Below are 12,740 nucleotides of genomic sequence, written 5' to 3' on the forward strand. Positions count from 1 at the left end.
GAGGTGCTTATTTTATTTTATCAATATAATTTTTTAGGACGAGAAAATATCTTTTTACTTAAAATCGGATACAGCATTAAACAGACGAGCAAATAAAGATTCAACAAACTATAAATTGGATACAAGAACGCAATCAAATCAGCAAATCCAAGAGATGTCAAAGGGGCCATCAAAAGAAGCATCACCAATACAACCAGCCAGCGGGGCATTCGTACAAAAGAAAGCATTCGACTGGATAATCCAAATAAACCTGCTGCCGTCGTCGTATAAATCGCTAGACAAAGGACAATGGTCATAAACACAAACAAAGACATCGGCGCCCCTTCTAATACTGTAAACAAAGGAATTCCCTCTGCTGAAAGGCTTCCAGAAATATCAACCAGTATTTCGTTATACACATACGAGATCACACCAAAGATGAGACCGCTTAATATACTCGCCACTTTGGCTTCCCCCAGCCCCTTCATTTCTTTCCCAACCGAAGACAGCACTGCCACAACAGATAATATATTCAAAGAAGCAAAAACAATGCTGGCAGGCCAATTGTACTGCTGCCCAAAATCAATACGCCACATATGATCATGGTTCATATAATAAAAAACAAACGCATAGATGAGCCCCACCACCAAAATTGGTATAATGAAAGCATTCACAGATAAGAGCCCTTTCACATCCCAGAAAAAAATCATAAATGAAAACAAACAGAACGCGCCGATGCCAACCCAAAAAGGCACATGATACATCTCAAGCGTCACCCCGCCGCCAGCAATCATGACCGTCGTTGTCGTGAATAAATAAAGGACAATTAACACGTCATACACCTTAGCCAGCCATGGACCGACAAGCCGTTCCAGCACTGGCACAAAGTGATCGGCACGCACCTCATAACTGATTTTTAACACCACATAGGTAGACAGCATAAACATCAATGTAAACAGTAGAATGGCTAGTCCGCTATCAATGCCAAAAAACTGCCAAATTTCCTGGCCGGAAGCATATCCCGCACCTATTAAGCTTCCTAAAATTAAAAGCGTCCACCTTGAACCAGCCTTCCACACAATCATCACCTCATAGGTATAGAATTAAGCTTGTTTCCGTATACTGTTACTAACTACTATGACAAGGAAGTGAGACCTATGAATAGCAAGAACGGTCTTTTTTTTAGAAATAGGGTGAAAGAATACGTGTCCCATACGGATACAAACGCCATTCAACAGCTTAAAAGTATTTTATTCTCGCATCTTCAGAAAGCAGGAAAAAGACCCGTTGCCATCGTTTGTATTGGTACAGACCGCTCAACTGGCGACTCTCTAGGTCCACTTGTTGGTTCAAAGCTTTCAGGTCTGGATTTGAAAAAGCTTCATGTATATGGAACACTCTCTGACCCAGTGCATGCGGTCAATTTAAAAGAAAAACTCGCTGAAATTGAACAAGCTCATAAACACCCGTTTATTGTAGCGGTTGATGCCTGTTTAGGAAGAGTGAAAAGTGTCGGTTCTTTCCAAATTGGAGATGGACCGTTAAAGCCTGGAGCTGGTGTGCAAAAAGAGCTTCCAGAGGTAGGAGATATTCATATTAATGGGATCGTCAATGTGAGTGGTTTCATGGAATACTTCGTCCTCCAAAACACACGTCTTCATCTAGTCATGTCTATGGCCAATACACTTTCTGAAAGTCTATCTCACATTGACCAAATGGATTGGACAAGAGAAAAAAGCCGGTCTCTCTTCACCCCTATTCAAAATATCACTGGAAGAATATAAAAAAGACCATCTCATATCAAGATGGTCACTCTGATGATTCCCTCGTAGAAAGCAATTCAAGGATTCTGTCTAAATCTTCATTTGAGAGGAATTCAATCTCAATTTTACCTTTTTTCTTCTGTTTCTTGATCGTCACTGAAGTACCAAAGTAGTTTTGTAAGAAAGACTCTCTTTCTTTCAACACTCGATCCTTTGGTGCTTCTTTTTTCTTTGTTTCACGTGGAACATTTTCGTTTAACTGCTGAACAAGTTTCTCAACCTGTCGTACGTTTAACCCCTCATCCACGATTTTCTTTACCAAAGGCGCCAGCTTCTTTTTGTTCTTTAAGCTAAGCAATGTCCGGCCATGTCCCATTGATAACGTTCCATTTGCAATCAGCTTTTGGATCTCATCCGGTAAAGTCAACAGACGGAGATGGTTCGCAATATGCGGTCTGCTTTTCCCTAATCGCTTCGCTAATTCCTCTTGCGTCACACTTAGATGATCCAGCAAGGAAGCATACGCTTCCGCTTCCTCTAGTGGAGAGAGATCCTCACGCTGCAGGTTTTCTAAAAGGGCAATTTCTCTCATCAGCGTTTCTGAAAACTCTCGAACGATCGCAGGAATTGTTGTCAGACCAGCTTGTTGTGCTGCGCGAAAACGACGTTCTCCTGCTACTATGTCATATCCTTTAATCGATTTACGAACAATGATCGGCTGTAAAACACCGTGCTGCTGAATGGATTCTTTCAGATCAGACAATGCATCATCATCAAACGTTTTCCTTGGCTGATACGGATTCGGACGCAAATCCTTTAATTTAATTTCTTCAACCGTTTCTTCATTTGAGTCTACGTTGTTAAATAGTGCATTAATACCCTTTCCAAGACCTTTAGCCATTCGCATCCACTTCCTTTGCTAAGTCTAAATAGACATCTGCACCTCTTGAACGTGGATCATACAAGATAATCGGCTTTCCATGACTTGGCGCTTCACTCAGCCTCACATTTCTCGGAATGACGGTTTGATAGACTTTATCTCTAAAGTACTTCTTCACTTCTTCGATAACCTGAATCCCAAGATTTGTTCGGGCATCAAGCATTGTCAACAAGACACCTTCAATGGCAAGATCGGTATTTAGATGTTTCTGCACGAGACGAACTGTGTTTAACAATTGGCTCAATCCTTCAAGCGCATAATATTCGCACTGAACTGGTATTAAAACGGAATCGGATGCAGTTAACGCATTAATCGTCAGCAGTCCAAGTGATGGCGGGCAGTCAATAATCATATAATCATAATTCTGCTTAACAGATTCAAGTGCTCTCTTCAGCCTCACTTCACGTGAGATTGTAGGCACAAGCTCTATTTCAGCCCCTGCAAGCTGTATCGTCGCAGGAATGACATCAAGATTTTCGACCTCTGTCGTCTTAATCACATCAAGAACATCTGCATCATCAACTAAAATATCGTACACACACTTCTCTACGTCGGCCTTCTCAATCCCAATACCACTCGTGGCATTGCCCTGCGGATCAATATCAACTAACAACACTCGTTTGCCTATGTATGCTAAACACGCACCCAAATTAACAGAAGTTGTCGTCTTCCCGACGCCGCCCTTCTGGTTGGTAATCGCTATGATTTTCCCCACGATGTCACCCACTTTCAACTTAACAAGTTTCTCAATCATTCATACTTCCTATTCTATCAAAAAAAGTATGAAACGTTTGCTTTTTTTGTTTCCCTATTATAAATTCGTCGGTGAATGTGCCTTTTCGTACATAAAAGAACGAATGATAACACATCTAAAAAGTATATTGATATATCTTTTTTAAGAAATAGACATGCATCAAAACCCTCACTTCTATCAAAAGTGAGGGTCACATATTAAAAGTATAATTCACCTATTTTACGGCCTTCACTGACAATGACCTTAGGAGTTACTGTTTTATAGCTTTTCTTTTTTAAAAATCCATAGGGTGTCTTAATGGTAAAAGTCGCATGTCCCAAAGCGTCCCCTGTTTTGCCATAGGCCTGCCACACGATCTTTGAACAATAAGTCGGGTCCAATGATTGAATTGACATGGTGATGGAGTAGCGAGCCTTCGGATGATCTTTCACATAATCGTGTGCCCATTCCCCTGCTAAATCTGCCTTCTCCTCTTGATTAATCCGAATTACCTTTGTATTGGCACTATAGCGAAACCAGTTATGAATGGAATCAAGTTGAGGATGCTTTCGAAACCCTGGAATAGAAGCATAGCTTTTCTCATTAATGACGATACCTGCATGTCCAACCAAACCCTTCACAGCATCAGTGGTTGTCACCAAGATATCTCCTTTTTTAGGGATAATATCGGTACCAGGATACGGCTTTCCTAAAAGTTGCTTGAGGGTGTGCGGCTTTTCATCCGTCACCAGCTCATCATGCTTATTTTGTCGTAAACCATAGTTCTTCAAATCATCGTCAGCTGTAATCAAGTCGATCGAATCGTCGGAAGACGCATACTCTTGATTAAATTGCTGTACAGTCACATCTTTAGAAACAACACCTTGCTTCTTCAAAACGTTCAATTCTCTGTTGGTCATCAGGCCTTCATCCGCATGAGCCGTTGGCGATTTCACAGCGTATATTGTCGCTTCATTTGGAAAAACAGAAAAAGAAATAAGTAAATAGCAAATAATGGCGAAAATAGTCTTCTTCATTTTCATCAGTAGTTGTCACCTCCTTTATACTATGAAAATCATATTTTACCAATTTATAAATATTATGTAAATATGGTGTGTGCAGGAAATAAGACAAACAAAAAAAGCTGACGAGTGGCGCTCATCAGCTTATTTCTATTTAGGAATTCGAATCGTTAATTGGATATATTCCTCAAACTCTTCTTCCTCGGTATTTATTTTAAGTCCGCTGTCTTCTACCATGTGGAGAGACTGACGAATGGTATTCATCGCAATTCGTGTATCACGACTAAACGCCTTACGTTTTGGCTTCGGTTTGCGATCCGTTTTTTGTTCAAGCATCTTCACTACACGCTCTTCAGTCTGTTTCACATTCAACTGCTTTTCGATGATTTCCTGCAATAGCGCGATTTGTAATTCTGGAAGCTTTAGGGGCACAAGTGAACGTGCATGCCTTTCAGAGATTTTTTTCTCTAAAATGGCTTGTTGTACCTCTTCAGGCAACTTTAAAAGTCTTAATTTGTTAGCAACAGTTGATTGTCCCTTGCCTAAACGCTGAGCAAGCGCCTCTTGTGTTAAATCATGAAGCTCTAAAAGACGTGCATAAGCATGAGCCTCTTCAATAGAAGACAGCTCTTCTCTTTGCAAATTTTCAATCAATGCCACAGATGCCGTTTCCGTATCAGTAAAATCTTTTATAATAGCGGGGATTTTCTCCCATTGAAGAGTCTGTACCGCTCTCCAACGTCTTTCGCCGGCGATCAGTTCATATTTTCCTTCTTCTTCTGTTGGTCTAACAACAATCGGTTGGATAATGCCATGGGTATGAATCGTCGTGGCCAGCTCTTGTATCTTTTCTTCTGAAAAAATGGTGCGTGGCTGAAAACGGTTTGGCATAATTGTGTCGACCGGGAGCTCCTGTATCTCTTCCTTTAATGTATCATGCTCAGCAATCTCTGCCTCTATTTCGGTTTCACGCTCAGGATGTTCTTTGTCTCCAAGCCCGAAGAAGCGTGAGAGTGAATGCTTCATGAACCTACACCACCTTTAAAAACTACCTTTTTATAATTCTATTTTCTCATGTTTTTTCCTTCTGTAAAATCATAAATATTGAAGAAAAACCGACCTTTTACATGATCAACCTTCTATTGGTGATTTATTAGGTGTTCCTGGTTTTCTAGGATATTTTTTTGGTGTTTGCTTTTTCTTTTCAATGACAATGATGTTCCGTTCGCTTTCTTCTAAAGGAAGAACAAAGGAATGCTTTTCAACAACCTCTCCTCCGAGGACTGTGACAGCTTTTTTCCCTGCTTGCATTTCTTCATCAGCGGCAGATGCTTTTAAGGCAACAAACAATCCTTCCTTTTTCACTAGAGGCAGACATAGTTCGCTCAAGACGGATAAACGTGCAACTGCTCTAGCAGTGACAAGATCATAGCTTTCACGCTTTTCCTTACGTTGTCCAAACGTTTCCGCACGATCATGATAAAAAGTAGTATCTTGTAAGTTTAATCCTTTTGCTAACTCATTGAGAAACGTAATTCGTTTCTGAAGAGAATCAACAATGGTCACATGTAGATGAGGGAAACAAATTTTAAGAGGAATGCTTGGAAAACCAGCACCAGCTCCAATATCACAAATCGTCGTCACTTTGTGAAAATCAATAAAAAATGCTGCTGATATTGAATCATAAAAATGCTTTAAATACACTTCTTCCTTTTCAGTAATGGACGTTAAATTCATTTTCTCGTTCCATTCTACAAGCATGCGGAAGTAGGTTTCAAATTGTTCAAGCTGCACTGGAGAAAGAGTGATCCCTTTCTCCTCTAGTGCTGCTGTAAATTGTTCAATGTTCATGCCGACATCCTTTCTATTCTGCTATCTTCGCAATACGCCCCTGCTCTAAATATACTAAAAGGATAGAAATATCAGCAGGGTTAACGCCTGAAATACGAGAAGCCTGTGCAACAGAAAGCGGTCGGACTTCTTTCAGCTTTTGTTTCGCTTCAGTTGCAATCCCTTTGATGGCATCATAATCAATACGATCAGGAATCTTTTTGTTCTCCATCTTTTTCAGTTTTTCAACTTGCTGGAGTGACTTTTCAATATAACCTTCGTATTTAATTTGAATCTCTACCTGCTCACACACATCAGAAGGAAGCGGTGTTTCCGCAGGAGCTAATTTCACAACAGTTTCATAATTCATTTCTGGACGTTTCATCAAATCACTTGCACGAATGCCGTCCTTCAACTCACTTCCACCGAGTGAACGAATAAATTCTTGAGTCTCTGCTGTAGGTTTAATGATCACAGAATATAAACGTTTTTTCTCTGCTTCAATGGCTTCTTTTTTCTGCTGGAATGCTTGGAATCTTTCTTCAGAAATTAATCCAATTTGATAGCCAAGTTCAGTTAATCTTAAATCAGCATTGTCATGACGTAGAAGGAGACGATACTCAGCACGTGATGTCAAGAGACGGTATGGTTCATTTGTTCCTTTTGTGACAAGGTCATCGATGAGGACACCGATATATGCATCAGATCGGCTTAAAATGACTTCTTCTTTACCTAATGCTTTTCTTCCTGCATTAATACCTGCCATAATCCCTTGACCTGCTGCTTCCTCATAACCAGACGTACCATTAATTTGGCCGGCTGTATATAATCCAGAAATTTTCTTCGTCTCAAGTGTAGGCCACAACTGAGTAGGCACAATCGCATCATACTCGATGGCATAACCCGCTCTCATCATTTGAACATTCTCGAGTCCTGGGATGGTTGAAAGCATGCGCTGCTGAACATCCTCCGGAAGACTTGTAGACAATCCTTGAACATAAACTTCCTGCGTATTACGACCTTCTGGCTCTAAGAAAATTTGATGTCTCGGTTTATCATTGAAACGAACCACTTTATCTTCAATGGATGGGCAGTATCTAGGGCCAGTTCCTTTAATCATACCTGAATACATTGGAGAACGGTGAAGATTCTCATCAATAATTTGATGGGTCTCTAAACTCGTGTACGTTAACCAGCATGGCAGCTGGTCAGTAATATATTCAACCGTTTCATAGGAGAACGCCCGCGGGACATCATCACCTGGTTGAATTTCTGTTTTACTATAATCAATCGAGTGGCTATTCACTCGAGGAGGTGTTCCTGTTTTAAAGCGAACCAAATCGAATCCTAGTTCTGCTAAATGATCAGATAATTTAATAGAAGGCTGCTGGTTATTTGGACCGCTTGAATACGAAAGGTCTCCTAAAATGATGCGGCCTTTTAAGAAAGTCCCTGTCGTTAAAACAACAGACTTCGCACGATAGTTCGCCCCTGTTTGAGTAACAACACCCTTACATTCATCATCTTCTACAATTAAATGATCTACCATACCTTGCAGCATTGTCAGGTTTGGTTCATTTTCCATTGTTTTTTTCATTTCATGCTGATATTGGAACTTATCTGCTTGCGCTCTTAACGCACGGACAGCAGGTCCTTTCCCCGTATTCAGCATGCGCATTTGAATATGCGTCTTATCTATATTTCGTGCCATTTCTCCGCCTAGAGCATCAATTTCTCTGACGACAATCCCTTTTGCGGGGCCGCCTACAGACGGATTACATGGCATAAAAGCAACCATATCGAGGTTGATAGTCAATACAAGTGTTTTGGCGCCCTGTCTTGCAGAAGCAAGAGCAGCCTCAACTCCAGCATGACCGGCACCCACGACGATTACGTCATAATTGCCAGCTTCATAACCCATTTCTTATGTTCCTCCCTTTACTTTCCTAAACAGAATTGAGAGAATAACTGATCAATCAAGCTTTCATGAACAGCATCTCCAATAATTTCACCCAGCTGTTCCCAGCAGCGTGTTAAATCTATTTGAACTATATCGATCGGTACGTCCATTTCAATTCCTTCAAGAGCATCCTCAATGGATTGTTTTGCTGCCTGAAGAAGAGCAATATGCCTTGTATTACTTACATACGTTAAATCTCCACTTTCAATTGAACCCGTGAAGAATAGTGATTGAATCGCGATTTCAAGTTCATCAATCCCTTTTTCTTGTAATAATGATGTAGTAACCACCGGACGATCCTTCGCTAACTGCTTGACCTTTTCAATATCAAGCTTAGGCTCAAGATCTGTCTTATTCACGATTACGATGATATCCATGCCTGAGACGGCCTCAAAAAGTTTGATATCCTCTTCTGACAATTCCTCGCTATAATTGAGCACAAGTAAAATCAGGTCAGCTTCTTTTAAGACCTGTCTAGATCGTTCAACCCCTATACGCTCAACAATGTCCTCCGTCTCACGTATACCCGCAGTATCGACTAAACGAAGCGGTACACCTCTAACATTTACATATTCCTCAATGACATCTCTCGTTGTTCCAGGAATATCCGTTACAATCGCTTTTGTTTCCTGTACAAGACTATTCAACAAGGAAGACTTCCCAACATTCGGTCTTCCAATAATGACAGTAGATAAGCCTTCTCGCAGTATTTTCCCCTGCTGAGAAGTCGTTAGCAGTGACTCAATTTCCTTTTTCACTGATGTTGCCTTTTCAACTAAAACCCGATGCGTCATTTCTTCAACATCGTCATACTCAGGATAGTCAATATTGACTTCAACATGGGCCAGAGTTTCCAATATCTCACCGCGAAGTCGTTTAATCAAACCGGAGAGTCGTCCCTCCATTTGAGTAATCGCTACATTCATCGCACGATCTGTCTTTGCGCGAATCAAATCCATTACCGCTTCAGCCTGTGAAAGATCAATTCTTCCATTTAAGAAAGCTCGTTTTGTAAACTCACCTGGCTCCGCTAATCTTGCTCCTTCTCTTAAAGCAAGCTGCAGTACTTTATTGACCGTTACAATTCCGCCATGGCAGTTAATCTCAATAACGTCTTCTCTCGTAAATGTTTTTGGTGCTCTTAATACTGACACCATGACCTCTTCTATGACTTGCTCAGTGCTAGAATCCACAATATGACCATAATGAATCGTATGTGAATCCACCGATACAAGTTTTTTCTCCTTAGGACCTTTATACATCCGATCAGCAATCTGTACCGCATCAGGCCCGCTTAAACGAATAATCGCAATTGCTCCTTCACCCATCGGTGTAGAAATTGCTGCAATTGTATCCATCACTCATTCACCTCTTTCTCTACTTAATAAACAGTCTGTTATCTATTAAATGGACATTGTCCATTTCTATATCAAAAACGCTTAATCCAAAATTTAAAGATACCATAAATGAAAGCGAAGTGAAAGTATCCCATATCTAATTATCCACAGCTTTGCATCTTATCTATTTTAACACTTAACTTATCCACATGTGAATAACGACGTTTGAAACTTGTCTTCACATCTTACACCTAAATCCAATAAATTTAAACGCCCTGATCCCTATACTTACTTGTTAAATTGGCGTTTTGCACTCATATCACACACTCATTTTTTAGAAATAAAGGATGAATCCTCTATAAAAAGCAATTTTTCAATAAAAAAAGACTAAAATCCAGCTTTGCTGAATCTTAGCCTTTCTGCTATTTTTTATACAGCACCACAACATGACGTTTGCTGCCTGTATCTTCAGATGCCGTTGCAAGTTCTTTAGAGAATGCAGCAATCGCATCATGAACAATTTTTCGTTCATTCGAAGGCATTGGTTCTAAATGAACCTTTCTCTTCGTTTTTAAAACCCGATTTGCTGTTTTGACTGCATATTGTTCAAGTGCTTCTTGTCGTTTCTTCCTATAATCGCCAATATCAATTGTTATATGATGATACTGATCAGAATAACGATTAAACACTAGCTGTACCAACGTTTCTAAAGAGTACAATGTCTGGCCTCTTTTTCCAATCATTAATGACGTTTTATCTCCATCAATGTGGTAAGAAATGTTTTTCGGTTCCTGTTTGGAAATAATCTTTGCTTTAGGATCAATAGACTTAACAATTTTATCCAAATACTGTGTAGCTAATTTAAATGCATTTATCTTTTCTACTAACTTGACCACAGCTTGTCTTTTACCAAATAATCCTAAAAATCCTTTATTTCCTTCATCTACTATTGTGATTTCTACTTCTTCTTGTAGTAGTTGAATTTGTTTAAGTCCGGAATCTACTGCTTCTTCGATTGTGCGACCGACAGCAGTTATTTCCTTCATTTTTTATTCCCGCCAGCTTTTTCTTTTGTATCAACTTTTACTTGAGGTGTTTTAATCACCAATGTTTGAATGATCATGAAAATGTTACCTACAACCCAGTACAATGAAAGTGCTGCTGGGAAACTAATTGCAAACACAACGATCATAATCGGCATCACCCATAGCATGATAGCCATTTGAGGGTTGTCCGAAGGATTTCCAGCCATCATCAGCTTTTGCTGAATGAAAGTAGCTACACCCGCAATAATCGGTAATAGGAACAATGGATCTGGGCTGCCTAAGTCAAACCATAAGAATGTATGCTTTTTAATTTCTGCTGTTCTCATAATTGCATGATAGAAACCAATAAGGATTGGCATTTGAATTAAAATTGGGAAACAGCCTGCTAATGGATTGACGCCATTTTTTTGAAAAAGGGCCATTGTTTCCTGCTGAAGCTGCTGCTGTGTTTTTTGATCTTTAGAGCTATATTTTTCACGAAGCTTTTTCAATTCAGGCTGTAATGCTTGCATCGCTTTTGTACTTCTTAACTGTTTAATCATTAATGGTAAAATAAGCAAGCGAATTAACAGTGTTACAATAATAATCGCTACACCATAGTTTTCACCAGTTAAGTTTGCCATGTACGTGATTAATTGAGATAGCGGGTAAACAATATAAGAATTCCAGAATCCCTTACTATCTGATGTAATTGGTTCATTGATCTGTGTACATCCTGCCAATAAAACCAATACGCCAATCAAGCTAAATATTAGTAATAATCGCCTTTTCAACAAGATTCCTCCCATTACTTCAAACTTTATTTAAGTTGGAATTGATTAAGAAAGTGACTCACCTAATCAGTATGGTAACATTTTTTCTTTGCAAAGTGGTGGTTTCATTTTAATTCACTAGATGAAGGAAGCGCTTTTAAAAATTGATTCAACGAAAGTTTCTATTACGAAGACTTTTTCGGTTGTTGTTGATAAACAGCGGATTTTCTAAATAAATGTTGGAGAGACTTCTTTGTTTCTTCAAAGGTCAATTCACTCGCTGGTTTTCGTGCAATGACAATGTAGTCTTTTTCTTGCTTTAACTTATGGCCTTCCTCTAAAAACACCTGACGGATCAGACGTTTAATTCGGTTTCTCATCACTGCATTACCAATCTTCTTACTGACAGACAATCCTAGACGCAGTTCAACTTGATTTGGCTGATCCAGCTGGTAAATAACGAATTGGCGATTTGCCATTGATTGACCTTTTTTGAACACCTTTTGAAACTCTTCATTTTTTTTTAGCCTGTTTCGCTTCTTCATGTTTTCTTCCACTCCGATAAAAACTGACAGTTCATTTACGATTTTATGTAAAAAAGACCACTGACATTATTCAGTGGCCTAAGCTGATAATTTTTTTCTACCTTTGCTGCGGCGTCGCTTTAAAACTAGACGTCCGTTTTTAGTACTCATACGGCTGCGGAAGCCATGAACTTTACTACGCTTACGGTTATTTGGTTGAAACGTTCTTTTCATTTATGACACCTCCCTGAGGAATAGCTGTTTAAGACAGTCTAACTCATTATATTTGTGTAACCCATCGATTGTCAATATCAATGATAAAACTCTTATTATCAACCTTATAAGCATAACATAAATTATCAAACGAAGAAACCTTCTTTTTTAGTTTCCAGCATTTTATTCTCTTTTTCCTCCTAAAAGACCTTCAAAACAAGAATGTGGATATTTTTCCGGCATATTTAGACTATCCACACCCATTATCGACATTTTTTTCACACAAATAACCGATGTGGATAATTATTTTTCAACAGGATGTAAAGTGTGTGGATAAGTTTGTGACACCCATTGCACCATCTTGTTTATTTTGATATTATATTTGTGTTTTAACTCTTAATTACTTATCTGGCCATTTTATATTATCCACAATTTGTGGATAACCTGTGGAAAGTTATTACACAGTCTGTTGAATTGTTTATCCACAGCTTGTGTAATTTGTCGAAAAGACGTTTTTCTACTATATTAATTGTTTTCAACAATGTATGTGCACGAATGGTGATGACCATTTGCTCTTTTTCGTGTTCTATAACAGTTTGATACTGGTCATTTTAAAAAGAAAAGGAGGGGGGAGAAGCCTT

At 39.2% G+C, this 12,740-nt stretch carries 13 protein-coding genes; 1 reads left to right on the forward strand and 12 read right to left on the reverse strand.

All coding sequences use genetic code 11. The features are described 5' to 3' along the window. Window positions 1-20 precede the first annotated feature (20 nt). Window positions 21-1,061 (reverse strand): hypothetical protein, encoded by a 1,041-nt coding sequence (locus NSU13_RS18830; RefSeq protein WP_342490042.1) that lies wholly within the window; start codon window positions 1,059-1,061, stop codon window positions 21-23. A 75-nt stretch (window positions 1,062-1,136) separates the two neighbouring features. Here NSU13_RS18830 and yyaC point away from each other — a divergent pair, with 75 nt between their 5' ends. Beyond that, window positions 1,137-1,763: a spore protease YyaC gene (gene yyaC / locus NSU13_RS18835; protein ID WP_034283638.1), complete on the forward strand. Its 627-nt coding sequence runs from the start codon at window positions 1,137-1,139 to the stop codon at window positions 1,761-1,763. A 25-nt stretch (window positions 1,764-1,788) separates the two neighbouring features. Here yyaC and NSU13_RS18840 read toward each other — a convergent pair whose 3' ends face one another. From NSU13_RS18840 to rpmH, 11 genes are all read right to left on the reverse strand, one after another. Beyond that, window positions 1,789-2,643: a ParB/RepB/Spo0J family partition protein gene (locus NSU13_RS18840; protein ID WP_046312548.1), complete on the reverse strand. Its 855-nt coding sequence runs from the start codon at window positions 2,641-2,643 to the stop codon at window positions 1,789-1,791. Continuing rightward, window positions 2,636-3,397 carry a sporulation initiation inhibitor protein Soj gene (soj, locus tag NSU13_RS18845; protein ID WP_008360890.1) on the reverse strand — a complete coding sequence of 254 codons (762 nt, stop codon included), beginning with the start codon at window positions 3,395-3,397 and terminating at the stop codon, window positions 2,636-2,638. Before soj ends, NSU13_RS18840 begins: the two co-directional genes overlap by 8 nt. A gap of 236 nt (window positions 3,398-3,633) precedes the next feature. Next, window positions 3,634-4,458, reverse strand: coding sequence for an orthopoxovirus pf05708 family protein (locus tag NSU13_RS18850; protein WP_070326264.1), 825 nt, complete (start codon window positions 4,456-4,458; stop codon window positions 3,634-3,636). Between the two features lie 129 nt (window positions 4,459-4,587). Continuing rightward, on the reverse strand, window positions 4,588-5,463 hold the full coding sequence (gene noc, locus NSU13_RS18855; RefSeq protein ID WP_024424067.1) for a nucleoid occlusion protein: 876 nt from the start codon (window positions 5,461-5,463) through the stop codon (window positions 4,588-4,590). Window positions 5,464-5,568: 105 nt separating this feature from the next. Continuing rightward, window positions 5,569-6,288, reverse strand: a complete 720-nt coding sequence (gene rsmG, locus NSU13_RS18860; protein ID WP_024424068.1) for a 16S rRNA (guanine(527)-N(7))-methyltransferase RsmG — start codon at window positions 6,286-6,288, stop codon at window positions 5,569-5,571. Between the two features lie 13 nt (window positions 6,289-6,301). Then, the gene (gene mnmG / locus NSU13_RS18865) at window positions 6,302-8,188 is read right to left on the reverse strand and encodes a tRNA uridine-5-carboxymethylaminomethyl(34) synthesis enzyme MnmG (protein ID WP_211044106.1); all 1,887 of its coding nucleotides are present in this window, start codon (window positions 8,186-8,188) and stop codon (window positions 6,302-6,304) included. 17 nt (window positions 8,189-8,205) lie between these two features. Beyond that, window positions 8,206-9,585: a tRNA uridine-5-carboxymethylaminomethyl(34) synthesis GTPase MnmE gene (gene mnmE, locus NSU13_RS18870; RefSeq protein ID WP_024424070.1), complete on the reverse strand. Its 1,380-nt coding sequence runs from the start codon at window positions 9,583-9,585 to the stop codon at window positions 8,206-8,208. 401 nt (window positions 9,586-9,986) lie between these two features. Continuing rightward, on the reverse strand, window positions 9,987-10,610 hold the full coding sequence (gene jag, locus NSU13_RS18875) for an RNA-binding cell elongation regulator Jag/EloR (protein ID WP_034283644.1): 624 nt from the start codon (window positions 10,608-10,610) through the stop codon (window positions 9,987-9,989). Beyond that, on the reverse strand, window positions 10,607-11,389 hold the full coding sequence (gene spoIIIJ, locus NSU13_RS18880; RefSeq protein WP_087976621.1) for a YidC family membrane integrase SpoIIIJ: 783 nt from the start codon (window positions 11,387-11,389) through the stop codon (window positions 10,607-10,609). The genes jag and spoIIIJ overlap by 4 nt, the downstream gene beginning before the upstream one ends. A 158-nt stretch (window positions 11,390-11,547) precedes the next feature. Then, a complete protein-coding gene (gene rnpA, locus NSU13_RS18885) occupies window positions 11,548-11,907 on the reverse strand; it encodes a ribonuclease P protein component (RefSeq protein WP_254001528.1) in 360 nt (119 codons plus the stop codon). A 78-nt stretch (window positions 11,908-11,985) separates the two neighbouring features. Beyond that, complete coding sequence (gene rpmH / locus NSU13_RS18890; protein ID WP_073208224.1) at window positions 11,986-12,120, reverse strand: 50S ribosomal protein L34; 135 nt, start codon at window positions 12,118-12,120, stop codon at window positions 11,986-11,988. Window positions 12,121-12,740: the final 620 nt, after the last annotated feature.

Origin of the sequence: Bacillus sp. FSL M8-0049, assembly GCF_038593355.1 — a bacterium.
GTDB lineage: Bacteria > Bacillota > Bacilli > Bacillales > Bacillaceae > Bacillus > Bacillus safensis.

Bases quoted from the DNA above. Each gene is read 5' to 3' on its own strand.
- mnmE (WP_024424070.1), bottom strand. From the start codon at position 9,585: ATGGATACAATTGCAGCAATTTCTACACCGATGGGTGAAGGAGCAATT.
- rpmH (WP_073208224.1), bottom strand. From the start codon at position 12,120: ATGAAAAGAACGTTTCAACCAAATAACCGTAAGCGTAGTAAAGTTCAT.
- mnmG (WP_211044106.1), bottom strand. From the start codon at position 8,188: ATGGGTTATGAAGCTGGCAATTATGACGTAATCGTCGTGGGTGCCGGT.
- yyaC (WP_034283638.1), top strand. From the start codon at position 1,137: ATGAATAGCAAGAACGGTCTTTTTTTTAGAAATAGGGTGAAAGAATAC.
- NSU13_RS18850 (WP_070326264.1), bottom strand. From the start codon at position 4,458: ATGAAAATGAAGAAGACTATTTTCGCCATTATTTGCTATTTACTTATT.
- rnpA (WP_254001528.1), bottom strand. From the start codon at position 11,907: ATGAAGAAGCGAAACAGGCTAAAAAAAAATGAAGAGTTTCAAAAGGTG.
- rsmG (WP_024424068.1), bottom strand. From the start codon at position 6,288: ATGAACATTGAACAATTTACAGCAGCACTAGAGGAGAAAGGGATCACT.
- noc (WP_024424067.1), bottom strand. From the start codon at position 5,463: ATGAAGCATTCACTCTCACGCTTCTTCGGGCTTGGAGACAAAGAACAT.
- NSU13_RS18840 (WP_046312548.1), bottom strand. From the start codon at position 2,643: ATGGCTAAAGGTCTTGGAAAGGGTATTAATGCACTATTTAACAACGTA.
- jag (WP_034283644.1), bottom strand. From the start codon at position 10,610: ATGAAGGAAATAACTGCTGTCGGTCGCACAATCGAAGAAGCAGTAGAT.